Source organism: Zhongshania aquatica (genome assembly GCF_027257955.1).
Lineage (GTDB): Bacteria > Pseudomonadota > Gammaproteobacteria > Pseudomonadales > Spongiibacteraceae > Spongiibacter > Spongiibacter aquatica.
In genome coordinates this window covers 22,133-47,345 of the sequence record NZ_JANZNQ010000016.1, presented here as the reverse complement: position 1 = coordinate 47,345, position 25,213 = coordinate 22,133, and the positions used below count along the sequence as shown (strand labels likewise).

Sequence of the window (25,213 nt, the reverse complement as noted above, 5' to 3'; positions counted from 1 at the left end):
CGAACACGTGGAATTTAAGGGCAAGATTGCCCCTTAAATTCCACTGTATTCATCCTACATGACAGCAGGATTACTATTTGTAAGAACGCTATCACAGCGCGCCGTAATCATGGCTTGATGACTATCCAGATACGGTCTGATCCAAAAATTATTATTACAAACGCCTTCAAAGCACGCATCAGCTACCTCGACCGGCTCTGTAAGCTGGAACTCAACGTTGGCCCCAAGAGCAGATTTCTTAAGGTCCTCCATTGTCATGTAATCATCAACCTTGACGTCATCCTGAAACTCAGCTTGACGATTACGTTGCGATGCCAAAATCTGCGTGTTAACCATATGCGGCCCAGGGAAAAGCAAATGCACCTTGAGTTTAGAAGACTCCTTGCTTAGCTGAGCGTATAAAACTTCGGTTAGGCTGGTCACCGCCGCCTTAGAGGATGCGTAAATAGGCGTTGTAGGAAATGCGATACAACCACCATTGAAAGAGGTCGTATTGATAATATGGCCCTCAAGGCCAGCGGCGAGCATTTTTGGAACAAACGCCCGAATACCATTGGCTATCCCCATAACGTTCACCGAGTACCCCCAGTTCCAGTCATTTGCAGAGAGCGCCCATATTTTCCGGTCCGCTTCCTTAACGCCCACACCCGCGTTATTACATAACACATGCACATTACCGAAGCTTTCATATGCCTTGGCAGCCAGATTCTCTACTGATGCGGGACTAGTTACATCTGTCACAACGCCAATCGCATTTATCCCAGATGACTTAAGTGTGTCGACCGCTTTATCTAATGCCTTTTGCTCAATGTCTGCTACTACGACATTCATACCTTCTTTGCCAAACCGGTTACAAAGCGCAAAGCCAACTCCGCTTGCACCGCCGGTGACGACTATCGTTTTTCCTGAAAATTCCTGCATATATTCCACCACATTATTTTTATATCTGATTGAAAAGACCAGTTCCGGCCTCTCCAATCTCTTTGCTAATTACAGCGCGAACTTGTGCCCCCAATGACTTGGTAAGGTGGTTTTCGTTGGCGTGTAATTATCCCAGTCCATTTGCAGCCCTTCGCAGCCAAACTCAAGTGGAAACTCACCCGGTGTCATCATATAAAAGGACAACATATTATCGTTGGTATGCCGACCTAATGTTGAGGTGATAGGTATCTCGCGCTCAATAACACGCTGTAAACACTCCCCCACTTCATCAATCGTTTTAACTTCAAGCATCAAGTGAATACAGCCAGCGATGCTCTCGCCGCCAAATAAAGCAACCGAGTGATGGCGCGGATTGTTCACATGCATAAACTTCAATGCCAAGCCCGGCTCGTCCGGATCATCGCTAAACTTGAAGTGCATATAATCTGAGTCGCCAAATCCCAGTACATTCTTATAAAAGGTATGTGTTTCATCTAAGTTTTCTGCGGGCAGAACAGCATGCCCGAAACCCGATGAGCCAAAATCACCCGTTTCAAACCCTGATATACCCAAAGGTGAAATGAACTTTGCATAATCGAGATCCGCGCCGTGATACAACTCTAAGGTATTGCCCGCTGGATCATTAAAACGCACTAAATCAAGCACGCCTCGCATTTTTAAATCAGCTCGACTACCGCGCGTATAGCTAGTTCCGCTAGCTTCTAACTCTTGGATCGCTTTAACAAAATCATTCTCGTCATACAGTTCTAAGCCCAGCAACTTAAGACGGTTCTCCGCACCGGGAACAATCGCAAATCGAAATGGCCGCTCATCTATTTTGAGAAACACATTCTCGTCACCGACTCCTGGAACCTCCATCATCCCAAGTACTTCAGTGCCAAATACTCGCCATTCGTTTGGGTCTTTAGACTCGATAAACGCATAACCTAAACTGCGGATATTCATAATAACGCTACCTTTTACGCTGCGAAAAATTTCAAGCATTCACTATTAAAAAGAGCCTCATGCTCAACCATAACCCAATGTCCGCACTCAGATAGAATTATCAACTCTAGATTCGAACAGTTATTCTTAAGTGCTATGATTCCGCTATCTGGCATCATTCGCTCGTTAGCGCCCCAAAAGGCCAATACCGGACAGCTCAGCTCACTAAGACGTTCTGCCAAATAAGGTATTTGCATAGTGATCATGACATGACCATTCATAAGCCCCATAACCTGGAACCGCTCCGCAACTAACTGATCTGTCGCATATTTCGGGTCGTACATTAAACCGAAGGAAAACAGTTCTTTCATAATCTCCGGAGTAATATCATCACCAGAGCCGTAGACCTCGAACATTTTCTGCATGCCTGGCATGGTGAAATATTCTTCGGTTTGACTCATGCCACCCGGTGCCAGCAGCACCAACTTTTTAACAAGTTTTGGATGCTCTAGCGCAAGTCCAATCGCAACGGCACCCCCCAGGGAATTCCCCACCACAATGCATTCACTCACACCAGCTAAATCCAGTGTTTGCTTAACACATTCTACGAAGAAGCTTAGCGGATGATCGACATCGTCGGGCTTATCCGAAAAGCCAAAGCCGATTAGATCGGGAACAATGCAACGATACCCCTGCTCAGCGATAAATTGATAATTTTGCTTAAAATTACTGTGACCGCTTGCACCCGGCCCGGAGCCATGAAGAAAAACAATGACTGGACCGTCACCTTTATCGATATAATGAATACGGTAGCCGTTGGGGCAGATCGCATAATTTTCATCTGGCAGAACACCATTCATTGTCATTGTGATTCATCCTTCGTGATTTCTTTTTGCATTTATACAGCGTTGAACCAAATACCATGCTGCCTATCTACTAACTTAAAGCCCCAGCTCAGTGGTTTCATGGCCAAACAATACGCCGCCTAGATTAATCTCAAAGGCATCCGACACGTTTGCAACGTGTGCTTGGCTAGCCAACATATCTAGATGCTTTGCCAGCAACGCACTCTTATTACGAATTGAGCCAGATCCAGAAGCTTTGAGCATTTTTGATGACAATGCGATACAGCGATCTGCCACCATTGAACTTTCATAACGAAACCGTGCGCGATCAGCCATACTGATTTCAACACCGGTTCTAGCGCTCTCCAACATAGCGTCAAAATTAGAAATCATGATTAGTTTCATAGATTCTATTTCTGATTTAACTTGCGCGGCGATACGTTTTGAATCCGCGTCATCTCTCATCATTACACGACCCGCCAAGCGATTATTGGCGACATGAATATAGTCATCCAGCGCAGCTTCCAGCGCCCCCAAGGTGGCCGTGCATACAGCGCGAGAAAACACCTGCATAAAGGGCAACTGGTATACAGGGCGCTTATTTTTATGTTTATCCGAGCCAACATCACCAAACATAAAATGCGTTCTATGCTCAGGAACAAACACATTATCCACATCGATATCGTGGCTCCCGGTACCCTTAAGACCTACCACATCCCAGTTTTTAATAATCTTGTAGTCTTTGCGCGGAAGTAAAAATGTTCTGTAGTTTTCTATCTCCCAAGAGCCGTCTTCTCCCGGAGCGACAGCGCCAAGATAAACCCAGTCACAATGCTCACAGCCGCTAGAAAAACTCCAGCAACCGCTCAATGTGAAGCCGCCTTCCACTCGCGTTACCAAACCAACTGGTGCATAGGAAGACGAGATAAGCACACTCGGATCATCCCCCCAAACCTCTTTTGCAGCTTCAGGATCGAACAAATTAAGCTGCCAGTTATGCACACCTACAACACTCAATACCCACGCCGACGACATACACGCTTTCGCGATTTCAATGATGACGGAATAATAAACCTGGGGATCCATTTCATATCCGCCGTAGGCTTCAGACTGAAGAATCTTGAAAAATCCCGCCTCTTTAAAATCAGCGATAGTTTCTTCGGGTACCTTTGCATCTGCAGCACACTTGGCCGCTCTTTCTTTCAGTACTGGATGCAAAGCTCTCGCCTTTTCTAGCAACTCATTTGCACGAGGTGATCCCAAGCTATGCATTGTGGACGTTGAATTACTGATCGACATGCTGTTCATATTGAACTCCCAAAATAATTATTTGTATTTACCGAAAGCTATAATTGCAAAGAACCAAATTAAGTGGCCTCAGGTTCTGCCAAATTATTAATAGCCTATTATCTCGATAATTTGATAGTTAAAAATAAATAATTTTTTCGCCATCTAAAACATCAAAATCAAACTATTTTCACAGCGTCCGTTACTTCGAAATTATAAAACTGTGAAAAATACTTTCGGAATTTCATGATTGGACCATCGCCGTCACACAATACCGGATTTACCAGATGAAATTTGTTGTGCCAAATTGGAATATCACCTTCTAACCCTTGCTGCCCATTGGTCGTCGCTATTGAATACTCCATAACAGCGTCGAGGTAGCTTCCTTTTTCATGCACCGGATAGCTATAGGCAAATCTAACTTCAACCTTCTCTCTCGCGACCGGTGTCACAAGGACCTGTACAAGGTAGTCACCCACCCCTGTAAACCGGGTCCACTTCTGGCCAGCCCCGTTCTGGACGACGCTCACGCGAATTTCTACCTCTTTAACCTCACCGGTCTCATCCGGAATCATATGAGTTCCAGTAACTAAACTACGTCGGATATGACCTTCATATTCGGTTTTACCGAGTGGTACCGCTTCCATTTTGTGTACAAATTGGAAATGCGCTACATCTACACCGTTCTCAGCGATCTCCTGAGGGCAAGAATTGAACTCCCAAAAATACCGACGCTCATGCGTCCAGCTCGGATCATGAGCCTCTGGCAATTCGATTACGTCGTACTCTGGCTTGGTCTCATTGGGGTGATACCAGGCCCAAATGACCCCATTCTTTTCACACACCGGGTAGGTTTTAAGACAGGGCTTTCCTTCCCACTTAGGCGGTATACGCGAAGCATAAGGAATTTCTGTAATCACACCCTCGGCGTCGTAATGCCAATGATGAAATGGGCATCGAATTGATTCTCCCTGAACAGTTCCCCCATGCCCAAGATGCGCCCCCAAATGAGGGCATACAGGGCTGGTCAAGCCGAGCTTTCCCGAAGCAGTTCTAAAAAGAACCATATCCCGCTCAAAATAATGGATATTTTTAACTTCGTTCTTATCTAACTCATTGCTAAAGCCTACACAAAACCAACCGTAGGGCATAGGCATAGGAAAACGCTCAGTCACGCTGCTATCCTCGTTAATTATTATCTTAGAACTTACGCAAAAACAGATTTCAAGGGCCCAATACGCGCCGCAATCTTGTTTAATTCAGCCTCATCCAAGTTGTAACACTCAATGGCGTTGGTACTTAGCATTAGCTTTAGCTCAGTCTCAGGAACACCCTTTAAGTACTTAACCATCTTGTCGTGCGTATTCGGCCAACTGCCCTCCGGATGCGGATAGTCAGTGCCCCACATAACATTATTTATACCGATTTCATGGCGAACAGCCGTTGAGCCTTCATCAAAGAGAGCGGACGCACCCACCCAAACATTTCGTTTGAAATACTCACTCGGCGCCATCGTTAAATTACTTCTGAAGTCACCCAATTTACCTGAAGTATGCTTAACCGAAGCACGAACATCCATCAGCTCCATCAAATGCGGTATCCAGAACTCACTAACTTCCGTTAAAGCAAACTTCAATCGTGGGAAAAGCTCAAACACACCACCAAAGATCATAAACCACAGCGGACGCGCAGCCCACCACGCAAATTCTGTAACGAACACCCCAATAGCGCCTGGCAAAGTGTAGTCATAATCAGGCGATGGACCAGAATGAGTGTGAACTACTATTCCGTATTCCTGACAGTATTCCCAAATAGGGTAATACTTAGGGTGGTTATACGCGTCTCTATCGCCCATCAGTGGCGGAATGAGAATCCCCCGAAAGCCATTTTTATGGGCCCATTTAACTTCATTTAAGGCCTCATCCACATCGTATAGCATCAACACTATCGCAACACCGATTCTACGAATCGGATCTTCCTTCATGAACTCCGCCATCCAACGGTTATGCGCTCGCGCACCCGCCCACTGTAACTCTGGATCCACTCCCCAAGGACGCAACCCCAAATCCGCACCAAATGGAGGCGCATTCATTTCAGTAATTCCGTCTGGGAACAACACTTCCGCCGCAACACCGTCTTTATCAATAACTTTATTGCGAACCGCGCCATCCCACGCGCCAGACAAATTGTCTTCGACCTGCTCACGCCACTTGTCATTAAAATCAGTTAACAACAAGAACTCTTCGGCCTTACGAGTCTTTTCTCTCTGAATCGGCAGAGCCTCATCGAAAGCTGCGTGATATTTTGATTCTAAATAGTCCCTGTAACGCTCCATTGGGAGCCCTGCGTGACCATCTGTAGATACGATTAGATAACGATCCATTTTTTATTCTCTATTAACACCAACATTCGCAAACTATAGTTCAGCAAATCTGACGCGAGAAGAATCTAAATGTAATTACATTGTTCACGAGTGAGAGACAATAACTTTTAAATAGAGCCTAAACGGTCACGAATGGCGTCATATGCGCGATTTTCACAATCGAAAGTATATGGATGAGAGCGAAATTCATCATAATGGAAACTCAAATATATTTAACTATTGTAAAAATATACAGCTGTACTCTATGATCGTATTTATAATTAAATTTCAATATTTTTATTCTTCAAAAGTATATAAATTATCAATACGGACAATAAAACATGAATAAAAAAGAATCTTGTAGCGGCATATCGGGCAGAGTAGCACCTGTAGTTAACCGGAACCGCTGCGAGGGAAAGGACGATTGTGTGCAGGTTTGTCCATTCGATGTATTCGAAGTTGCCAAAATATCAAAAGAACAACGCGCCAATCTTTCAATCATTGGTAAAATAAAGGCATTCAACCACGGAGGAATGCAAGCGTTTGTAGTAAATCCCTCCGCCTGTCATGCGTGCAAACTCTGTATCGATGCATGCCCCGAGAACGCGCTTACACTGCAACCTTACAATCCATGAACAGGTTTGAAAAATGTTTTAAATCCGCCAATTTATCAAGTGGATAAAATCATGCGCCTGTCAAATTGGCCACAAAGAGGTCGCCGAGGCAAGCTCTGCGACCTAGAAATGGCCCAAGAAAACCAAACCAATTACTTACGAGGCTCGCTTTCCTTCAACAACATTCTTACCCATTGGCCCTACCTTAACTGTACCTTTAAAGACGTCTCCCTCAAACAAAACATCAAATTCGAGATTCATCGAAATTGGTTTTGTCACACCGCAAAGCCATGTCGCTTTATCACCATCCAACTTCCCTTCTTTCATAGGAATGTTACCCATAGGCGATTGGATTTCACCAAGTAGCTCATCACCATTAACGGAAACAGTCATCTTTCCCTTTTGCTTACCCATAGGCGTATTCAATACTACGTCCCAAGATCCTTCAACACTCATCGCTATTCCTCTCTTTAATTTTACGTGGCTTTATATTGAATTTGTTTTAAATAAAGTATTAATTCATAAAAGAACACATCTATAAATTTACCCCTCTAAATTAAAAATATCACACCTTATGAAACAGATTTTTATTCTCTAGCCAAGCTTCACCAGCCATACTTTTGCACAAGAAGTCGATGAAAAACCGGATCTTCGCCGAAAGATGTTGATTCCCAGAATATACGGCCCAGGCAGTTCGCCAGTAAAAATTCCAAGGCCGCGGAAGCCTCACCAATTCACCAGACTCAACCTCATTCGCAACAAAAAAATCAGGCAACTGAACTATGCCTATGCCAGCCATTGCCGCCGCTTTCAACGCCGCGCCATCCTCGCTGATCCAATTGCCGGTAACCCGAACTTTATTCACTACTCTGGAGGCACTAAAATGCCAATTTCTGTCGGGCGTGCACAATGAATTGTAATGCTGAAGATCGTCGACATTCAGCGGCATTCCGTATTGATCCCAATAGGCCTGAGACGCATACAAGCTCATCGTATAACCCCCCAACTTTCTAGCCACCAGCGATGAATCTTCTAATTCACCATAACGTATGGTTAAGTCATACCCTTCGGCAATCAGGTCAACGTCTCGGAAACTAGAATGCACAGTGATAGACATATCAGGATGAAGCCGCGCAAATGACGCAATCGCTCCGGCCATATACTGCACACCAAAACGGCAATTTATCGCCACCTTTAGAATACCCTTAGGACTATTCTGCATTTCCGATATCACTGACTCGAGATTTTCAAACCTTCTCGACAGCGTAAGACATTCTTGATAGAAGATTTCGCCGACATCGGTCAGCGCCAACTGCCTAGTTGAGCGCTGAAGTAACCTTGCATTCAACCTATCTTCAAGTTTTCCAACTTGCTTACTCACATAGGACTTAGAAACCCCTAAGTTTTCTGCCGCTGCAGTAAAACTTCCCGATGAAACCGACTGAACAAACTCGTCGATACCATCCCATCTACCAATTGACGAACTCACGAATTTAGACACATAGCTCCTTTTGCGGGCTCAATTCCCAGCTTTATTGTTAGTCGAATTCTACATCGCTATAGCTAGGATTCTCCCCATTTAGAAGTGCGTCTGTCAAACCTTTGTAATAGCCATTAAATGGGTGCGTAAATATCCAGAATTTATTTTCTCTGATCGCATTAAAAGCCATACCGGCCGCAGCGACCAAGGAACTGACTGAGCCTGTTGCAACCGCTGTTAGTCCCTGAAAATTATCCACACTTACTCCCAATGGCTAGCACTTATAATTCATTGAATTTAGGATCATGCTTTATCCACTTCACCTGATTCAAAGCCAAAACCATTTATTCATGATGACCGGATACTAGCACTCAAGTTTGCAGGTGAACCCAATCGTTAATTTTTATTAATTCAGCCCTAGCAACCACATTAACTATTGAATTCGCTCATTACCGCAACGGAATCTGAAATTACTAGTATCTCGGAAATCGTTAAACCAAGTGGCTACATGATGACTTCATTAATCGTGCATCTTCGGGGGCCATAGATCATTTACAGCACTCAACCCAACACTGAGGAACCAAGGGTCACTTCACTTATTATTTCCTATACGCCCCGAGTACTCACACACGCGACGATTCGATTACACGACTTTATCTCGACGCAGTCATAACAATAAAGCACCCAATGTAAACTCATTGTCGCTGAATAGCGCACAATCGACGAGGCATCATTGGCCCAAGGCTGAGAACAGTCATATTACGTTTGATTCCTTATAGAACAGAATTTCAAGTGCTAGTATCTCCAGCGTCGACTACAGAACGCGGCAGTGCAAGTTCGCTGCTGGGTATATTTCGATCACCAAAAAGAAACCCACTAAAAATAATTACCAGATAGAAGAGGTCTACTTAACATGACAGATCCCGCGAAAGCGCCACAGACAACTCCCGGTGAGATTTCACAGTGGCCAATGCTAAAGATTGTGTATCGCACAGATAAAGAAGCGATAGCAAAGCTGTTACCGCCAGGCATAGATCCCGGTGAAACTCCGAACGTCAACCTGACTATATACAATCTTCCGGTGAACGAAGAACCTGAATATGGGGTTCTCATTACCGTAAATGCAGACTATCAAGGCCAAAGTGGCGAATATGCCATCGGCTACGGCATTGATCAGGAAGCAGCGATTCATATCAGCGTCATGATGAATGGCCAGCCAAAATTCCCGGCTACTACTGAATACTATCGCCTTGGACCGAACGTTACTGCACGTTGTCATCATCAGGGCTATACCTTTCTTAATTTCACTGCCACGGTGGGGGAAGAAGACCAGATCAAGGGCGACCCAGAGCGGTTTGAATGGTGGACAAAATATTCTCGCAAAGTGGGCGGCGAAGAAGGCTATGACTTTCCACCCCACGTCGTTAAAGTGCATGGCAAGTACGGCCCCGGCTACCGCTTGGCCCTCGACGGCAAACTGACGCTGCTTGACAGCCCATGGGACCCGATTGCCACGATGCTACCATTAAGAGAACAGATCTCATCTCATTTATGGTGGCCAGAATATCGAAGCCGGTCAGTCACGATCGCTGGCGAGCTAGATCCAAAAGCATTTTGGCCCTTTGTAGACACCATAGGCGGCAGCAGATGGCCAGGCCATCTAGGTGCACCACCAAAAAAGAAGTAACTCTCGACATTCGGTCTATGTGATGTAGACGACTGTGCGGAAAAGTCATCTCCAGCAAGTAGTAGTGATGGAGGTGGCTTTTCCACCATCAATGCAATGTTTCCTCGCTCAATATCTTTAAGCGAAATCAATAAAAACAAGAATAGTAGCCAAGTAACTTATGGAAAAATCCTATTTTGAAATCATCAAGTCAGTCGGTGAAGATGTTAACCGAGACGGTCTGATTGACACGCCATTACGCGCTGCCAAGGCAATGCAATACTTGACCGAAGGCTACAAAAAAACCATAGACGAAGTCATAAACGGCGCGCTCTTCACTTCAGACGCCAATGAAATGGTTGTGGTTTCGAACATCGAACTGTATTCACTTTGTGAACACCATTTATTACCCTTTATCGGCAAAGCACATGTGGCCTATATACCCAACGGAAAGGTATTAGGATTATCTAAGATCGCGAGAGTTGTCGATCTCTACTCGCGACGCCTTCAAATTCAAGAACAACTAACCACCCAAATCGCCGACACAATAATGGAAGTAACGAACGCGCTCGGTGTTGGCGTTATTATTGAAGCCAGCCATATGTGCATGATGATGCGCGGTGTGCAAAAGCAAAACTCGGTGATGCGCACCTCTGCAATGATTGGTGAATTTAAAACGAATCAAGCCACCCGCAATGAATTTCTCTCACTAATAAATCTTTGAAGGAAGAACATATGGAGTGCGTACTAGTTACAGGCGCATCAGGCTACCTTGGCCTGCATTGCGTCGCGCAATTATTAGCACAGGGGTATTTAGTAAAAGGCACAGTTCGGTCTTTAAGCAGAGAAGCCGAAATACGAGAGTCGCTGTCCAAAGCCAACATTAGCCATGAAAATCTGTCGCTATTAGAAGCCGATCTTGCCGACGACGCGGGCTGGAAGGATGCAACAGACGGCTGCGACTATGTACTGCACGTCGCATCACCGTTTTTTATCGGCGAACCGAAAGATCCTGAGCATTGGATAAACATGGCAAGCGACGGTACTTTAAGGGTACTGCGTGCTGCCAGCGAGGCCGGTGTAAAAAAAGTCGTCCTCACATCCTCCTGCGGCGCCATTACCGAAAATACCAGCAAGGCGGAATCCTTTAGCGAAAATGACTGGACTGACCCAGCATTAGCGAGAGTATCTACCTACTTTAAAAGTAAAACCATGGCGGAACTCGCCGCGTGGGCATTCGTATCAAGCGCTGGAGAAAATTCAAAGATGGCACTGACTGTCATCAATCCGAGCATGATTGTTGGGCCATCTCTAAGCGACGATTTAGGCGTATCAAATGACATCATTAAGAGAATGATCGATGGCTCCACACCTGTAACAATCGCCTTGCACTTTGGCTATGTAGATGTTCGCGACGTCGCCGAAGCCCATGTACTGGCAATGCAAAACGACCACTCAGACGGCGAGCGCTTAATTGTCTCCGAGCGGGAAATGTGGCTCAAAGATGTCGCCAAACTACTCCGAAAAAATGGTTATAAAAAAGCACCCCGCATTGAACTACCCAACTTTCTTACTCAGCTCTTTGGTCTATTCAATGCAGAAGCCAGAAACACCACAAGAATCCTAGGGCAGAAACGTATAACATCAGCAAATAAAGCGAAGAACATCTTAGCTTGGTCGCCACGGGATATTAGAAATTCAATTCTTGAATCTGCACGACAAATTACCTCCTTAGAGAAATCTAATTGAGCCCGTCAAATATATAACACTGGAGATTCACACATGACCCAATTAAACATCATCGTAACCGGAGGGTTTGGCGAACTAGGCACAGCGGTATCACATGCGTTTTCGCTAAATGGTCATAATGTTTGCCGAGTAGACTTTGCCTCGGCGCCAGCCACCATCATTGATCACACGCTGGATCTAGCCGGTGTAGACCTCACCAAACCCCTAGATTGCCAGAAGGTCACGAACGCGGTGAAGGACAAATTCGGCGGCATAGATGTACTGGTAAATATCGCAGGCGGATTCTCCTGGGGGATGCTAGACAACAGTGAACTATCGGACTGGGAGCGGATGTTCGGAATGAATTTGTTAACTGCGGTGTCGATGACCAAAGCGGCACTGCCAGAAATAAAACAAAGTCGCGCAGGTAGAATCATCAATATCGGCGCCATAGGCGCATTATCAGCGGATGCAGGTATGGGCGCCTATGCTTCTTCTAAAGCAAGCATACACAAACTCACCGAATCTCTGGCCAAAGAACTGGCAGACACCAATACAACGGTAAACGCTATCTTGCCCAGCACTATCGACACAAAGGCGAATCGTGCAGCGATGCCTGACGCCGACACAAGTAGCTGGGTAAAACCTGAATCCATCGCCGACGTGATTCAATTTTTATCTTCAGCTGCCGCGCGATCAATATCTGGGGCACTAATACCGGTTTCAAAAGGGGGATAATGTAACAAGCCGTGTTGATTTAATGGAATGCTCCACCCCTCTCCCTAAGCGGGATGTTTCAGCGGAATATATCAGTTCCCCTAGCAAGCGCAGAGAGGCCAACCATGAAAAAAGCAGCATTTCGATCAGTCGCCACTATCGGCGTTGATATTAGCAAATCCTCTTTTCACGTTGATGAACACGGCAATCCCGAGCTGGACAAGGTGTGTTTTGCGAAGCGGTACAACGGCCCACGATGCGCTTTGTAAACGCAACTGAAGCAAATCCGCTAAAACTCGTAGACCTCTGGATCGTTTTTATCGCTACTTCGTTGGACATGGATAGGATTCACCGACTGCAACTGCTCAATCGAGGCCGAGGGTATATCGCCAAAGGGCGCAAATTGCCGCTCTAAGTCACTCCAACTTCGCCAAGGCTTTCTTGCCTTAGCGTGACATTTTAGATGCGCACCCATAGATATGTGCCACTCTAAAGTGGCTCCGTGCTCCTATACAGAGTTATCCAACACAGGCAATCCATTCTGGCATGATTTACATGCTACACCGATTGATAAATTTTAATGCAGGAGTTGCCTCTGGAGGGCGGCGCTCTATCCAGCTGAGCTACGGGCGCAAAATGGGTACGTCACAAAGCGCGACGCTATAACAGAGAGGGATTATCGCCTAAATCTCAATCGACGATACGGTGACGCATACTCAAGTACTGCAACACCAGCCACCAACTGTCCTCAAACGCCACCGATGCTGTCGTCACAAGTCAAAATAAAGCGCCTGCGAACATGCAAGAGACCCGATGTAGTGCTACCTTTAACGCTGCAATAGCTACAATCCTGTAACTACGCGGAAAAGTACGCGCACAACAATAACAAGGGAAAACATACGTATGCTTCAACATCGCGACGCGCCAACTCAGCGACTTAGTAAAGCCATCCGGTTATTAAGCGCCTCTGCCCTTGTCGCCACAGGTACGGGTCTCTTTAGCAGCCCCTTGCACGCCGCACCTCGAATCATCGAGGAAGTGATTGTTACTGCGAACAAAAAAGCTGAGAGCGCGCAAGATGTGCCGCTGTCTATTTCGGTCATTGGTGCTGATTTCATTCAAGAGGCTGGCCTGTCTGATGTCGGGGAAATCACTCGCTATATTCCCAACGTCAGTTTCGATGCATCTTTGGCGCTGTATACCAGCATCACCATCCGCGGCTTTGGTACGCCGCCGCTAGGGGTAGGCTTTGAGCCATCCATCGGTCTCGTTATCGATGATGTGCCCTATGGTCGTTCGACTTTTGCGCAAGACGCGGTGTTTGATATAGACCGCTTAGAAGTATTACGCGGTCCACAGGGCACACTATTCGGAAAGAACACCCTCGGTGGCGTACTTAATTTCCACACCATGGACCCCACGTCTGAGCCAGAGGGCTTCATCAAATACGGCCATGGCGAAAACATTGAAAGTAATAATGTGGAAGGCGCCATTTCTGGCCCCATTTTAGGCGATAACCTCTTGGGCCGATTAGCCTTCCGCTATAACGACGCCGATACACTGGAATACAATAGCACCCGCGACGAGCAGCAAACCCAGGAAGATAAGGCGGTTCGTTTAAAGCTCAGCTGGTTTATCAGCGATACGCTGACAGCTAACTTCACCGGCCTGTATGCAGAATCGCTCACCAAGGGTTATACCCAATCCCTGTTTATCGCCAGCGAGCGCAGCCTGAGAGTATTCCAGGAATACGATCCGCAGACCGAGGCTGACGCCTACGATCAAAACACGTCTACCGATGCGCCAACCCGCTCAGATCGTGAAGTGAAAGCCGCGTCGCTAAGTTTAATTTGGCGACCTGACGAGCTCATGGGAATTACTGCACCGGAACTGACTACCATCGCGTCATGGTCTGAGGTTATTACGCCGTATTCGCTAGACGTCGATTATTCGCCAGTCCCTTTGGTCGCCTTTAATGAGCCACCTAAGGGCAATCCCTATACCGCAAATGCCATAGAAGTTCGCCTAGCAGGCGGCTTAGACGCTCCCTTTGACTGGGGCGAAGGCATGGATTTTGTCATAGGTGTATTCGCTCAAGAATCCACCAACGATGTATTTCAAGACATTGATGTTAGCTTGAACGGGCTTATAGCCTTCGCAAGAGCAGGCGCCATTGTTCAGAACATCCAGCTACCCTTTGACCCACTGCTGATCGATTTACCCATATCGCTTCCCGATTTAATTCCGGGCTTTATCGACCGCGAGCGCTATATTTCGGGTACTCAATCAACTACCCAGTCCTTCGCTATTTTCTCGCAATTTAACTGGATACTGACCGACAGACTAACTGCTACGGCAGGTATACGCTATGGCGAAGATGACTCTGAAGGCTCGTCATACTCTCAAGTAGCAGCGGGTAATAGCATCTCTGGCGGCTCACTCAACCAAAGCGATTTCAATGCGCCAGATTTAAAGAACAAAGAGACCAATGTGTCGCCGAAACTGGCCTTTAACTACGAATTACTGCCCGACGTGAATGTTTACGTGAATGCCGCAAAGGGGTTTAAAGCGGGCGGCTTTGATCCTGCACCTCTAAACGACAATAACTTAACGTATGAAGGCGAAGAAACACTAACCTATGAGGCTGGGATTAAATCCCGTCTATTGGGCGGCTCGCTAACCCTAAATATGGCCGTGTTCGACAGCGACGTTAAAAACCTGCAAATTCGGACGTTCTCTGGCGTGACCTTAACCACTTTCAATGCACCTGAGTCGTCCAGTCAGGGTGCAGAAATGGATTTCTTCTGGCTACCACCGATAGACGGTGTGAGCCTAGCGGGCAGCCTTGCCTACCTAGACGCAAAATACGACAGTTTCACCGAAGGTCCGCCACTGTTTACATCTGAGCAAAACCAGACCCAAGACCTAAGTGGCAAGCCGCTCCCTTATGCACCCCGCTGGTCAGGCTCATTATCACCAAGATGGGAGTTCCCTATATTTGGTAGCGCGGATATTCTGGGTAGCGTGCGGATGAATATATCTTATACCGACGAACGCTATTTAGACTCGGATATTGATCCGAACACCTTGCAAGACGCCGTCACTCGCACCGATGTCGGCTTGGGTCTTCGTTCAGAACTTGGCGGCTGGTCAGTGAACTTGCAAGCACGAAATGTTACTCAGGAAAAAGATGCGGTTCTCATTCTCGACCAGCCTCTAATTCCCGGTAACTACACCAAGACGCCTCATCCGGATCAAACCACTTATCAATTAGATTTCAGAGTGGGCTTCTAATACAAATATTGGCGACTAGATAAATAGACCGCAATTCGAGCACCTGCTGACAGCAAGGCTCGGATTGCAAACCATAGAGTGTTTAAATAAAGAGTAGAATACGTCTATATCAATCCTAGAAGATTGGTGACGCTTTTAACGAAAATAGTCAGGCCTACCCTGCATCCACAAATCACCCCACAGCTGACCGCCGCCATCAAGGGTGAGTACCTCACCGGTTATAAAGCTGCCGCTCGGGCCACCGAGATAAACACAGGCTTGGGCAATATCCCAAGGTGTGCCAAAACGCTTCATAGGATTCGACTTATCAAATTCACTCAAGGCTTCCGGCGAGTAGGTCCGCATCCCCTCGCTAAAAATAACACCAGGCGCGACACAGTTAACGCGGATATTATATTCCGCCCATTCTACCGCGACGGTTTTCGACAGGTGGATAACACCAGCACGAGCAGCACAGGTATGCGCGCCGCCACTCATTCCACGCGGCACCACGGCAACAATATTTACAATACTGCCCTGCTGCTTGCGGTCACGCCATTGACGCGCCACATGCTGCATCATATACCAGCTGCCATTGAGGTTATTATTGACCACGGCATCCCAGCCGTTTTTAGAGAAATCGATAGCCGACTGAGGAAACTGGCCACCGGCGTTATTCACTAACACATCTAGGCGTCCGTGCTCCTCAAAAATTGCCGCATACATTGCGGCGATACCGTCGTAATCGCGAATATCTTGAAGTTTGTAACTCGCAAGTAAACCCGAATCGTTTAGCGCCGCGACCGTATCAATTAGCTTCTCTTCCGTACGGCCCGTAATAATGACGTGAGCGCCAAGACGGGCAAAACACCAAGCGGTGGCCTTGCCAATTCCACTGCCACCACCACTGACTAATACTACTTGCCCTTTAAATCCCTCCTCACTAAATGGTAGTGGGGCACTGGCAAAATCAGCGTCACTGAGTACTGATATCGGTTTACTCATTTTATTCTCTCTACCGACAACCTTACTTAGCGCAGTAATTCACCGGCAATAATCAATTGCCGAACTTCGGTGGTACCAGCCCCAATTTCTAATAATTTAGTCGCACGGAACAAGCGGTTAATTTCAGATTCCCAAATATAACCGCTACCACCATGCACTTGTACGCCATCATCGAGGACTTTGTTCATGGTGTTAGCAACAAACATAATGGCCGCCGCGGTCAACTTATGAATTTCTCCACGCCCCGCTTCGCCGTGAGCAACACCTTGGCAAGCAGACAGTGCGCGGTAGGTCATCAACTTCATGGTTTCGACATTGGTGTACATATCGGCCAAACGGCTCTGCACCATCTGAAAACTAGCAATAGGCTTACCAAATTGCTGGCGGGTTTTTGCGTAGTCTACCGACAACTCTAATGCGCGCTCAGCAATGCCAATACAAATTGGACTTACCATGGCGCGTTCGAGATCAAGACCGCTCATGACAACGCGATGGCCCTGCCCTAATTCCCCAATGATATTTTCAGCCGGCACACGACACTCTTCAAAAACCAATTCAGCGGTTTGGCTGCCACGGAAGCCCATTTTGATCAGTTTTTGCGCCACTTTAAAACCAGGGAAATCCTTCTCAACCAAAAACGCCGTAATACCTTTTGAGCCTGCATCTTTCTCGGTTTTTGCATACACCAATAACACATCTGCGATGGGGCCATTGGTGATGTAAATTTTACTACCATTTAAAACATAGTGGTCGCCGTCTTTGCGAGCCGTTGTCCGCATAGATCCTAGCGCGTCTGAACCAGCTCCGGGCTCCGTTAAACCAAGTGCACCAATTTTGGTACCGGCACAAACGTCGGGCAAATATTTCTTTTTAAGAAACTCGCTGCCGTTTGCATAAATATTATTAGCAAATAAATTATCGTGCGCGACCCAGCTCAAAGCTAGGGCGTGGTTCCAACGGGAAAAAGCCTGAGCAATAACACCACTGGACAAAAAGTCCATACCGGCGCCGCCGTACTCGGGATCAACAGTAACCCCCAACAACCCCAGCTCGCCGAGTTTAGGGAACAATTCAGACGGCCACCACTCCTCATTGTCCATACGCTCAGATAATGGGTATAACATATCCCGGGCGATACGGTCGCAATGATCCAGTAGCCCCTGATGCTCTTCACTCAATTCAAATAAATTTGTCATTACTTTTTCCTTAATTCACTGGGCAACTTTTATACGCGTAGAACACCATAACGGGGATCTTCAATCGGCGCGTTCATCGCGGTAGCTATCGCCATACCCAATGCATTGCGGGTGTCGGCTGGATCGATAATACCGTCATCCCAGATGAGCGATGAGGTGTAGTAGGCGCTGCTTTGATGTTCAAAATCGTCGGTCACATCGCTATAGATTTTTGCGCGCTCTTCTTCGCTCAGGGTTTTGCCCTCGCGCTCAAGCTGAGTGGTTTTAATGGTTGCAAGGGTTTTTGCCGCTTGCTCGCCACCCATTACCGAGATTTCGCTGTTCGGCCAGCTGAACAAGAAACGACTATCAAAGGCGCGACCACACATGCCGTAGTTACCCGCACCGTATGAGCCATTCGTCATAATAGTGAACTTAGGCACTTCACTACCCGCCTGCACCATGATCATTTTCGCGCCGTCTTTGGTAATACCTTCGCGCTCATATTCGCGCCCCACCATATAGCCGGTGATATTCTGCAGGAACACAAGTGGCGTTTTATTCTGGTTACAGAGCTGAATAAAGTGCGCTGCTTTTTTAGAGCTATCGTTAAACAGAATACCGTTGTTACCGATGACGCCAACCTTGTAACCCCAAATATGGGCAAAACCGCAGATCAAGGTTTTACCGTAGGCGGGCTGGTACTCGTGAAAGCGACTGCCGTCGACTACACGGGCAATCACTTCCATCATATCGAACTGAGTTTTAATGTTAGCGGGGATAATCCCATACAACTCTTTCGGGTCGTAGTAAGGTGCTTCCGGGGCTTGCTGCTGAGCATCCCATTTTTTCTTTTTACTCCACTGGGCAACAATTTCACGCCCAATAGCAATCGCTTGCTCTTCGGTGTCTGCAGGGTAATCGCAGGTTCCGCTGACCGACGTATGCATGTCTGCACCACCCAGCTCTTCAACGGTTACTTCTTCGCCGGTTGCCGCTTTAACAAGTGGTGGACCACCGAGGAATACCGCACCAGTGCCGCGAACAATAACGTTGTAATCACTCAGCGCGGGCACATACGCGCCACCGGCCGTACAGTGGCCAAACACCAGAGATAATTGCTTACAGCCCATCTTACTTAGAATGGCTTGGTTACGGAAAATACGACCGGCAAAATATTTGTCGCCAAATAATTCTGATTGCAGAGGCAAGAAGCCACCAGCACTGTCACACAGGTGAATCACTGGCAGGTGATTTTCAATGGCGATATCCATGGCGCGCACAATCTTTTTGATTGTCATTGGATACCAAGCACCACCTTTAACCGTGCTGTCATTGGCATGAATGAGCACTTCGCGACCAGCCACAATACCGATCCCGGTGATGCAGCTCGCCGACGGTGAATCACCATCGTAATGCTCGCCCGCAGCCAGAGTAGACAGCTCTAAAAATGGCGTGCCCGGATCGAGCAACATTTCTAAACGTTCACGTGGCAGCATTTTACCTTGGCGCGCTAAACGGTCTAAATCCCGCTGCGGACGCTCGTGACGAGCGGCATTTTGGCGGCGATGAAACTCACCCAAACGCGCTTCGTTGGCCTTAAGATTTTCTTGGTACTCTGGCGAGTTAATGTTCACTCGCGATTGAATTCTACGCATGGCGATAGTCCAGCCGATTTCTGTGGATGTCTAAGGGTTTAGCTGTCGCTTTCGATCTCAACAAGCACATCGTCCTTGTTGAATTCAGAACCTGCACTAACATGTATGTGGCCAACGACACCGTCGCAGGCGGCCCTAACCGTCGATTGCAATTTCATACTTTCAATCGTCAATAATTTATCGCCTTCAACGACGCGATCGCCTTCGGCTACCAGCACCTCCACCACAACACCGGGCATCGGTGCGCTAATCGAGCCAGCACCGGCACTTGCGCCCGCAGCTGCAGCACAAGGATCAATAGCGGTGACTTTGAAATAGCTACCAGACATTTTTAGGTAAATATCATCACCATCGCGGGCGACCCAAGACTCGTAAGACTTGCCATCTAGCGTCAAATGACAGCGGTCGTCTTTACCGTGCTCAAATTCAACTTGGCAGTCTTTATCACCAATAGTTAGTACTAACTCATCGGCCAAACTACGCGGTGCTACTTTTACCAGTTCATCACCAATTTTGAATGTGTATCTCAACTCAGTTTCTCCATTCTTTCATGAGGCGATACGGATAAGGCACTTCATCCATCATCGCCACAAATTGGCGATCACTCAGCGCTGCGGTTGCCACTACGGCTGCTTGCAAATCATCACTCGCAAGCGACGGCCCTAAATCTGCGGCGTGCTCTTTAATAAAACCGGTATTAGTTTCACCTGCCTTAAACGCCGGATGACGGAGCAAGCGCCCTAAATAGTCGGCGTTTGTCTCAACACCCAACAATACGAATTGATCCAGTGCCTCACCGGCGCGCGCAATAGCGGCATCGCGGTCTTCTGCGTGAACAATGAGCTTTGCAATCATGGAGTCAAAAGCGGTGCCCACTTTTTGACCTTCATAACTGCCGCTGTCGAAACGCATACCCTCGCCCACAGGCGGACGAAGAACCAATACGTTGCCTGCGGCGGGAGCAAAGTCATCGTCGGGAATTTCTGCACAGATACGGCATTCAATCGCGTGACCAACCTGCTTAATATCTTCCTGCTTGAAGCTAAGTGGTTCGCCCATCGCGACTCGCACTTGCTCCGCAACCAAGTCAACACCGGTCACCATTTCGGTGATGGGATGCTCAACCTGTATGCGCGTATTCATCTCTAAGAAGTAGTACTCGCCGTTTGGCGAAAAGATAAATTCAATCGTGCCGGCGCCGGTGTAATTAGTTGCTTTAGCAATACCGACCGCAGATTCGCAAATGTCGCGGCGCAGCTCTGGGCTCAACGCTGGAGATGGCGTTTCTTCAATCACCTTCTGGAAGCGGCGCTGAATAGAACATTCCCGCTCCCACAAGTGAACGCAGTTGCCATGCTCATCACCTAAAACCTGAACCTCGATATGACGGGGGCTCTCTATATAACGCTCCGCATAAACTCGTGGATCACCAAAATAGCGCTGCGCCTCTACTTTAGCGGTGGCAACGATGTCTCTCAGGCCGGTAGCTTCGCGGACGATCTGCATGCCCTTACCGCCGCCACCAGCAGAGGCTTTAATCAATACCGGGAAGCCGATCTCAACAATGGCAGCAATAAGCTTATCTTCGTCACCATCATCAATAACCGACGGCGCGATGGGAAAACCACGCTCGGCAACAAAATCACGTGAGCCAATTTTGTCACCCATAAGATTCATTACTTCAGGACGCGGGCCAATAAAGCACACACCGGCCTCATCTAAGGCGCGAACAAAGCCAGCGTTTTCAGCCAAGAAGCCATAACCCGGATGCACCGCATCGACCCCATGTGTTTTACACAGGCCAACAATTTGGGGGATATCAAGATACGCACTCACCGGCGTATCGCCGAATACTTCGTAGGCTTCGTCGGCGAATTTTAAGGCCGGACTTTCAATTTCTTGACGATGATAGAGAACTGCAGACGGCAGACCTAAATCCTTTAACGTGCGTAAGATCCGCATCGCAATTTCGCCGCGATTAGCGACAAGTACTTTTTTAAAACTTCGTACAGCTGACATTGAATTTTCCAGTGCGCTTAGTTGACGACAATATTTATACAACACAATTGAGCTTCACTCAATAAAAAAGAAAAAAAAACCATAACTCAAACTTAAAACAACAGTTAACACCGATGTTTTTATAATTAATCATTAAATTACAAAGACTTAAAAAAGATATTACTAATATTGAAACACGCTCAATAATAAGCAGCTATCCGCGCACCAGCCTTTAGGATGGCCATATCATCAGCCGTATAGCAGAGAATATTGGGGTAACCGGGTGCAGGATAAAAAAATCCCGCCTGAATTACGGCGGGAAAAAGTCGCTCCTGGAAGGGCGCTTGCCTCGCAGCCACACAAAAAGTGTGCAGCATAAAATTTCTCTCTATAGCATCATCACCGACACCTATTGAGCAAGCATTAATATATCCAATACTGACCTATTAATCAATATTATGATACAAATATCGAGGACAGATCCCCGCCCCTAAGCGACAGAAACATCACCAACATCTCGACCAGAACAAACACTAACACTATGATTATTATACCTATTTTATTAAAATAGAATTTCACCAAAAACGTCAGCAACCCTATATCACGATGGTGAAACGGGACAGCGCAAATTTCACGATATTGAGCTTTACTCAATTATAGGCTAAATTACGACCAAAATCCGCAATAAGGAAAGTACCGTGTTTAAAGAGAATACCCTTAACGGCAAAGTCGCATTTATCTCCGGCGGCACCAGCGGCATCAATCTCGGCATCGCAAAATCTTTGGCCAAGCTTGGCGCAAAAGTCAGTGTCATTGGTCGTGACTTAGAAAAGGCGGAGAAAGCCGCGGCGGAAATCACCGCAGCAGGTTCACACCACGCATTGGCGTTCAGTGCTGATGTCCGGGACTACGCCGCTGTATACGGCGCCATTGCCGCCACGGTAGAGCAATTCGGCAGTTTAGATATCGTGGTCGCAGGGGCGGCGGGTAACTTTTTCGCACCCGCTATCGACATCAGCCCTAACGGCTTCAAAACCATCATCGACATCGACCTAATCGGTAGCTACCACGTATTTCGGGCAGCCTTCGACCACTGTACAAAACCCGGCGCACGCTTTATCGCCATCACTGCGCCACAAGCAGTCAACCCAACACCATTGCAGGCACACGTTTGCGCAGCAAAAGCGGGTGTAAATGCACTGCTAAAAACATTGGCAATGGAATGGGGCCCGGCGGGCATCACCGTAAACGGCATTGCGCCTGGCCTTACTGCAGAAACCGAAGGCTTAAAACGCCTATTTGCAACCGAGCCAGCAGCGGGTGAAAAATTACTCAAGGCCCTGCCAATGCGCCACCTCGGTTCGGTCGATGATATCGGCGCGGCAGCGGCCTATTTAAGCAGCGATCTCGGTAAATACATTACGGGCACGATTCTCGACATCGACGGCGGCTACCAAATCGGCGACGCAAGTATCGACTGCCTAACCTCTAACAAGAAAGCGTAAGGACAAGTCATGATCCGAACTAGCGATAAAAATTACGTACGTACCATCACCCTAAATGATCCAGCGACCCTAAATAGCATGACCGAAGAAATGGCCAATGCTCTACTAAACGCCCTGCGCGGCGCCGTGGCTGACGAACAGATTCGCGCCGTTTTACTAACAAGTACTGGTAAGTTTTTTAGCGCTGGCGGCAATCTTAAAACCTTTATGAACCAAGAGGGGCCGCTAGACGACTACGTTAACAAGGTGATTGAAGATACATATAACCCACTTGCCGAATATATGATGGCCATGCCCATCCCGGTAGTATCTGCAATTAATGGCCCCGCTATAGGCGCGGGTGTCGGCCTTGCCCTTAACGCTGATATCGTCTTAGCAGCAAAGTCGGCCTATTTTTCACTGCCATTTGTGCCTAAGCTAGGCGTTGTTCCAGACATGGGCTGCTCCTGGCTCGTTACTCGCGGCCTGAATTATAATCAGGCACTGGCGCTATTTTTAACCGGCGATGCACTAACCGCAGAGGACGCAGCCCGCACAGGTATGATTTGGAAGTGTATTGACGATATCGAGCTAATGAGCGAGGCTTCAACGCTAGCTGAAAACCTAGCAAAGCTCTCCCCTGCGGCAATACGCCGAACCAAGGAAGCCTTGCGCTCTGCCTGTCAAAGCAGCTTCAATACCCAGCTAAAGCTAGAGCAACAACTACAAACAGCAAGCTTCGGTGGAAAAGCCCTCAAAGAGGGTCTTAGCTCGTTTAAAGAGCGACGCGAAGCCGACTTTATCGCACACGGAGACGAATAACTCACTCTCCTGTGATTCGTAACCAAGAGAAAATAACGTGGCACTCAAAACGAAAAACGCTAGCACACGCACACGACTGTCGCGGGAGCACCGCGAAAAGGAAATCATCGCCGCCGCCCGAATAGTATTTATTCATCGCGGCTATGAACTAGCCACCATTGCTGAGATTGCAGATTCAGTCGGCGTGGTCGAAGGTACTGTTTTACATTATTTTAAAAGTAAGCGCGCTTTGATGGTGAAGGTCATTGAAGAGTTCTACGAAGAAATTACGGCGGCAATGGAAAGCGGCGTCAGTGCCATTTCCGGTGCGCAAAACAAGCTACGCTATATCATCCACACCCACATATCACTTTTGCATAACAACAGCGATCTATGCACGGTAATTTTGAATGAGTCGCGGGGGTCGCAAACCGAGCTACTAGAAAAAGTACATAACTTTAACCGCCGCTACAGCAACGTTGTCATCAATGTTGTTCGCGAAGGAAAACAAAGTGGAGAGATTGCAGACTCAGCCTCGCCAGTACTCATTCGCAATGTCGTCTTTGGCGCCATAGAGCACTATTTATGGGATCTCGTTGCGGGCACCAAACGCGAAGACGCCGAGCTTATTGCCGACCAACTCACTCAACTCATTTTTTACGGCATTGTACAAAAGCCAGAAAATTCACGTGGCGAAATAAACCATTTAATTTCAAAACTTAACAAACTCATCGACCAATAATATAAAGCTAAGGAATAATTTATGAGCGACGATATAAATCATAAAGGCCAATGCGCTTGTGGTAGCGTCCAATACACTTGCAGCACAGACCCAGTAAGTGTAATGGCCTGTCACTGCCGCGACTGCCAATATGCGTCGGGCAGCGCTTTCGCCACCGTCGCTTTTTTCCCAAAAGCTAGCTGCGAAATGTCGGGGGAAACAAAAGTCTATACAGTCAAAGGCGACGCGGGTATGACCGTAAATCGACACTTCTGCGGCAACTGTGGCACTCCGCTATACTCAGTACTCGCAGAAATGCCTGACATGCTTTTCATTAAAGTAGGCTCTTTAGATAAGCCAAGCTCAGTAAATCTGCAAGGCCATATGTGGTGCGCCTCTAAGGTATCTTGGTTAAAACTAAATGACGGCTTAATGGAATTACCGGGTAATCCGCCGCTGTAAACAAATCTCGCACCAAAATTCAGGTATAAAAAAATCGCCAACCGGCGATTTTTTTATACCCACGAAATAAG

At 47.3% G+C, this 25,213-nt stretch carries 26 protein-coding genes; 11 read left to right on the top strand and 15 right to left on the bottom strand.

Going from position 1 to position 25,213, the window contains the following annotated elements:
- Window positions 1-54: 54 nt before the first annotated feature.
- The 6 genes from O9X78_RS15230 to O9X78_RS15205 form a co-directional block, all read right to left on the bottom strand.
- Window positions 55-921, bottom strand: coding sequence for an SDR family NAD(P)-dependent oxidoreductase (locus O9X78_RS15230; RefSeq protein WP_269620587.1), 867 nt, complete (start codon window positions 919-921; stop codon window positions 55-57).
- Window positions 922-990: 69 nt separating this feature from the next.
- The gene (locus O9X78_RS15225) at window positions 991-1,887 is read right to left on the bottom strand and encodes a VOC family protein (protein ID WP_269620586.1); all 897 of its coding nucleotides are present in this window, start codon (window positions 1,885-1,887) and stop codon (window positions 991-993) included.
- Window positions 1,888-1,901: 14 nt separating this feature from the next.
- Window positions 1,902-2,732 carry an alpha/beta fold hydrolase gene (locus O9X78_RS15220; RefSeq protein WP_269620585.1) on the bottom strand — a complete coding sequence of 277 codons (831 nt, stop codon included), beginning with the start codon at window positions 2,730-2,732 and terminating at the stop codon, window positions 1,902-1,904.
- Window positions 2,733-2,807: 75 nt separating this feature from the next.
- Window positions 2,808-4,019: an acyl-CoA dehydrogenase family protein gene (locus O9X78_RS15215; protein ID WP_269620584.1), complete on the bottom strand. Its 1,212-nt coding sequence runs from the start codon at window positions 4,017-4,019 to the stop codon at window positions 2,808-2,810.
- Between the two features lie 158 nt (window positions 4,020-4,177).
- Window positions 4,178-5,173 carry a Rieske 2Fe-2S domain-containing protein gene (locus O9X78_RS15210; RefSeq protein ID WP_269620583.1) on the bottom strand — a complete coding sequence of 332 codons (996 nt, stop codon included), beginning with the start codon at window positions 5,171-5,173 and terminating at the stop codon, window positions 4,178-4,180.
- A 32-nt stretch (window positions 5,174-5,205) separates the two neighbouring features.
- Complete coding sequence (locus O9X78_RS15205; RefSeq protein ID WP_269620582.1) at window positions 5,206-6,381, bottom strand: amidohydrolase family protein; 1,176 nt, start codon at window positions 6,379-6,381, stop codon at window positions 5,206-5,208.
- A 320-nt stretch (window positions 6,382-6,701) separates the two neighbouring features.
- Here O9X78_RS15205 and O9X78_RS15200 point away from each other — a divergent pair, with 320 nt between their 5' ends.
- Window positions 6,702-6,995 (top strand): 4Fe-4S dicluster domain-containing protein, encoded by a 294-nt coding sequence (locus O9X78_RS15200; protein WP_269620581.1) that lies wholly within the window; start codon window positions 6,702-6,704, stop codon window positions 6,993-6,995.
- A 135-nt stretch (window positions 6,996-7,130) separates the two neighbouring features.
- Here the strand turns inward: O9X78_RS15200 and O9X78_RS15195 are convergent, their stop codons facing one another.
- The 3 genes from O9X78_RS15195 to O9X78_RS15185 all read right to left on the bottom strand — a co-directional run bounded on the left by O9X78_RS15195 (window position 7,131) and on the right by O9X78_RS15185 (window position 8,713).
- A complete protein-coding gene (locus tag O9X78_RS15195; protein WP_269620580.1) occupies window positions 7,131-7,430 on the bottom strand; it encodes a hypothetical protein in 300 nt (99 codons plus the stop codon).
- A gap of 109 nt (window positions 7,431-7,539) precedes the next feature.
- Window positions 7,540-8,475, bottom strand: a complete 936-nt coding sequence (locus O9X78_RS15190; protein WP_269620579.1) for a LysR family transcriptional regulator — start codon at window positions 8,473-8,475, stop codon at window positions 7,540-7,542.
- Window positions 8,476-8,512: 37 nt separating this feature from the next.
- Window positions 8,513-8,713, bottom strand: a complete 201-nt coding sequence (locus tag O9X78_RS15185) for a hypothetical protein (RefSeq protein WP_269620578.1) — start codon at window positions 8,711-8,713, stop codon at window positions 8,513-8,515.
- Between the two features lie 654 nt (window positions 8,714-9,367).
- On the opposite strand from O9X78_RS15185, the gene O9X78_RS15180 reads away from it, so the two are divergent.
- The 5 genes from O9X78_RS15180 (at window position 9,368) to O9X78_RS15160 (ending at window position 12,834) form a co-directional block, all read left to right on the top strand.
- Window positions 9,368-10,141 (top strand): acetoacetate decarboxylase family protein, encoded by a 774-nt coding sequence (locus O9X78_RS15180; protein WP_269620577.1) that lies wholly within the window; start codon window positions 9,368-9,370, stop codon window positions 10,139-10,141.
- A 160-nt stretch (window positions 10,142-10,301) separates the two neighbouring features.
- The gene (gene folE / locus O9X78_RS15175) at window positions 10,302-10,844 is read left to right on the top strand and encodes a GTP cyclohydrolase I FolE (protein WP_269620576.1); all 543 of its coding nucleotides are present in this window, start codon (window positions 10,302-10,304) and stop codon (window positions 10,842-10,844) included.
- Between the two features lie 11 nt (window positions 10,845-10,855).
- Window positions 10,856-11,869 (top strand): SDR family oxidoreductase, encoded by a 1,014-nt coding sequence (locus O9X78_RS15170; protein WP_269620575.1) that lies wholly within the window; start codon window positions 10,856-10,858, stop codon window positions 11,867-11,869.
- Window positions 11,870-11,902: 33 nt separating this feature from the next.
- On the top strand, window positions 11,903-12,586 hold the full coding sequence (locus tag O9X78_RS15165) for an SDR family NAD(P)-dependent oxidoreductase (RefSeq protein ID WP_269620574.1): 684 nt from the start codon (window positions 11,903-11,905) through the stop codon (window positions 12,584-12,586).
- 104 nt (window positions 12,587-12,690) lie between these two features.
- Complete coding sequence (locus tag O9X78_RS15160; RefSeq protein WP_269620573.1) at window positions 12,691-12,834, top strand: hypothetical protein; 144 nt, start codon at window positions 12,691-12,693, stop codon at window positions 12,832-12,834.
- A gap of 20 nt (window positions 12,835-12,854) precedes the next feature.
- Here the strand turns inward: O9X78_RS15160 and O9X78_RS15155 are convergent, their stop codons facing one another.
- Window positions 12,855-13,040 carry a hypothetical protein gene (locus O9X78_RS15155; RefSeq protein WP_269620572.1) on the bottom strand — a complete coding sequence of 62 codons (186 nt, stop codon included), beginning with the start codon at window positions 13,038-13,040 and terminating at the stop codon, window positions 12,855-12,857.
- Between the two features lie 428 nt (window positions 13,041-13,468).
- On the opposite strand from O9X78_RS15155, the gene O9X78_RS15150 reads away from it, so the two are divergent.
- Window positions 13,469-15,859 carry a TonB-dependent receptor gene (locus O9X78_RS15150; RefSeq protein ID WP_269620571.1) on the top strand — a complete coding sequence of 797 codons (2,391 nt, stop codon included), beginning with the start codon at window positions 13,469-13,471 and terminating at the stop codon, window positions 15,857-15,859.
- Window positions 15,860-15,994: 135 nt separating this feature from the next.
- Here O9X78_RS15150 and O9X78_RS15145 read toward each other — a convergent pair whose 3' ends face one another.
- The 5 genes from O9X78_RS15145 to O9X78_RS15125 are packed head-to-tail and all read right to left on the bottom strand — an operon-like array spanning window position 15,995 to window position 21,695.
- Window positions 15,995-16,843, bottom strand: a complete 849-nt coding sequence (locus O9X78_RS15145; RefSeq protein WP_269620570.1) for an SDR family oxidoreductase — start codon at window positions 16,841-16,843, stop codon at window positions 15,995-15,997.
- 26 nt (window positions 16,844-16,869) lie between these two features.
- Window positions 16,870-18,039, bottom strand: coding sequence for an acyl-CoA dehydrogenase family protein (locus tag O9X78_RS15140; RefSeq protein ID WP_269620569.1), 1,170 nt, complete (start codon window positions 18,037-18,039; stop codon window positions 16,870-16,872).
- Window positions 18,040-18,068: 29 nt separating this feature from the next.
- The gene (locus O9X78_RS15135) at window positions 18,069-19,676 is read right to left on the bottom strand and encodes an acyl-CoA carboxylase subunit beta (RefSeq protein WP_269620568.1); all 1,608 of its coding nucleotides are present in this window, start codon (window positions 19,674-19,676) and stop codon (window positions 18,069-18,071) included.
- A 38-nt stretch (window positions 19,677-19,714) separates the two neighbouring features.
- Window positions 19,715-20,206, bottom strand: coding sequence for an acyl-CoA carboxylase biotin carboxyl carrier protein subunit (locus tag O9X78_RS15130; protein WP_269620567.1), 492 nt, complete (start codon window positions 20,204-20,206; stop codon window positions 19,715-19,717).
- Window position 20,207: 1 nt separating this feature from the next.
- The gene (locus O9X78_RS15125; RefSeq protein WP_269620566.1) at window positions 20,208-21,695 is read right to left on the bottom strand and encodes an acetyl-CoA carboxylase biotin carboxylase subunit; all 1,488 of its coding nucleotides are present in this window, start codon (window positions 21,693-21,695) and stop codon (window positions 20,208-20,210) included.
- 677 nt (window positions 21,696-22,372) lie between these two features.
- On the opposite strand from O9X78_RS15125, the gene O9X78_RS15120 reads away from it, so the two are divergent.
- The 4 genes from O9X78_RS15120 to O9X78_RS15105 are packed head-to-tail and all read left to right on the top strand — an operon-like array spanning window position 22,373 to window position 25,142.
- Window positions 22,373-23,179, top strand: a complete 807-nt coding sequence (locus O9X78_RS15120) for an SDR family oxidoreductase (RefSeq protein WP_269620565.1) — start codon at window positions 22,373-22,375, stop codon at window positions 23,177-23,179.
- A 9-nt stretch (window positions 23,180-23,188) separates the two neighbouring features.
- A complete protein-coding gene (locus O9X78_RS15115; protein WP_269620564.1) occupies window positions 23,189-23,980 on the top strand; it encodes an enoyl-CoA hydratase/isomerase family protein in 792 nt (263 codons plus the stop codon).
- 37 nt (window positions 23,981-24,017) lie between these two features.
- The gene (locus tag O9X78_RS15110; RefSeq protein ID WP_269620563.1) at window positions 24,018-24,701 is read left to right on the top strand and encodes a TetR/AcrR family transcriptional regulator; all 684 of its coding nucleotides are present in this window, start codon (window positions 24,018-24,020) and stop codon (window positions 24,699-24,701) included.
- A gap of 21 nt (window positions 24,702-24,722) precedes the next feature.
- Window positions 24,723-25,142: a GFA family protein gene (locus tag O9X78_RS15105; protein WP_269620562.1), complete on the top strand. Its 420-nt coding sequence runs from the start codon at window positions 24,723-24,725 to the stop codon at window positions 25,140-25,142.
- Window positions 25,143-25,213 lie beyond the last annotated feature (71 nt).

What these genes read in the sequence shown, in the direction of transcription:
- O9X78_RS15230 (WP_269620587.1), bottom strand. Translation starts at nt 921, where the DNA reads ATGCAGGAATTTTCAGGAAAAACGATAGTCGTCACCGGCGGTGCAAGC.
- O9X78_RS15225 (WP_269620586.1), bottom strand. Translation starts at nt 1,887, where the DNA reads ATGAATATCCGCAGTTTAGGTTATGCGTTTATCGAGTCTAAAGACCCA.
- O9X78_RS15220 (WP_269620585.1), bottom strand. Translation starts at nt 2,732, where the DNA reads ATGACAATGAATGGTGTTCTGCCAGATGAAAATTATGCGATCTGCCCC.
- O9X78_RS15215 (WP_269620584.1), bottom strand. Translation starts at nt 4,019, where the DNA reads ATGAACAGCATGTCGATCAGTAATTCAACGTCCACAATGCATAGCTTG.
- O9X78_RS15205 (WP_269620582.1), bottom strand. Translation starts at nt 6,381, where the DNA reads ATGGATCGTTATCTAATCGTATCTACAGATGGTCACGCAGGGCTCCCA.
- O9X78_RS15200 (WP_269620581.1), top strand. Translation starts at nt 6,702, where the DNA reads ATGAATAAAAAAGAATCTTGTAGCGGCATATCGGGCAGAGTAGCACCT.
- O9X78_RS15195 (WP_269620580.1), bottom strand. Translation starts at nt 7,430, where the DNA reads ATGAGTGTTGAAGGATCTTGGGACGTAGTATTGAATACGCCTATGGGT.
- O9X78_RS15180 (WP_269620577.1), top strand. Translation starts at nt 9,368, where the DNA reads ATGACAGATCCCGCGAAAGCGCCACAGACAACTCCCGGTGAGATTTCA.
- folE (WP_269620576.1), top strand. Translation starts at nt 10,302, where the DNA reads ATGGAAAAATCCTATTTTGAAATCATCAAGTCAGTCGGTGAAGATGTT.
- O9X78_RS15170 (WP_269620575.1), top strand. Translation starts at nt 10,856, where the DNA reads ATGGAGTGCGTACTAGTTACAGGCGCATCAGGCTACCTTGGCCTGCAT.
- O9X78_RS15165 (WP_269620574.1), top strand. Translation starts at nt 11,903, where the DNA reads ATGACCCAATTAAACATCATCGTAACCGGAGGGTTTGGCGAACTAGGC.
- O9X78_RS15160 (WP_269620573.1), top strand. Translation starts at nt 12,691, where the DNA reads ATGAAAAAAGCAGCATTTCGATCAGTCGCCACTATCGGCGTTGATATT.
- O9X78_RS15155 (WP_269620572.1), bottom strand. Translation starts at nt 13,040, where the DNA reads ATGGGTGCGCATCTAAAATGTCACGCTAAGGCAAGAAAGCCTTGGCGA.
- O9X78_RS15150 (WP_269620571.1), top strand. Translation starts at nt 13,469, where the DNA reads ATGCTTCAACATCGCGACGCGCCAACTCAGCGACTTAGTAAAGCCATC.
- O9X78_RS15145 (WP_269620570.1), bottom strand. Translation starts at nt 16,843, where the DNA reads ATGAGTAAACCGATATCAGTACTCAGTGACGCTGATTTTGCCAGTGCC.
- O9X78_RS15140 (WP_269620569.1), bottom strand. Translation starts at nt 18,039, where the DNA reads ATGACAAATTTATTTGAATTGAGTGAAGAGCATCAGGGGCTACTGGAT.
- O9X78_RS15135 (WP_269620568.1), bottom strand. Translation starts at nt 19,676, where the DNA reads ATGCGTAGAATTCAATCGCGAGTGAACATTAACTCGCCAGAGTACCAA.
- O9X78_RS15125 (WP_269620566.1), bottom strand. Translation starts at nt 21,695, where the DNA reads ATGTCAGCTGTACGAAGTTTTAAAAAAGTACTTGTCGCTAATCGCGGC.
- O9X78_RS15115 (WP_269620564.1), top strand. Translation starts at nt 23,189, where the DNA reads ATGATCCGAACTAGCGATAAAAATTACGTACGTACCATCACCCTAAAT.
- O9X78_RS15105 (WP_269620562.1), top strand. Translation starts at nt 24,723, where the DNA reads ATGAGCGACGATATAAATCATAAAGGCCAATGCGCTTGTGGTAGCGTC.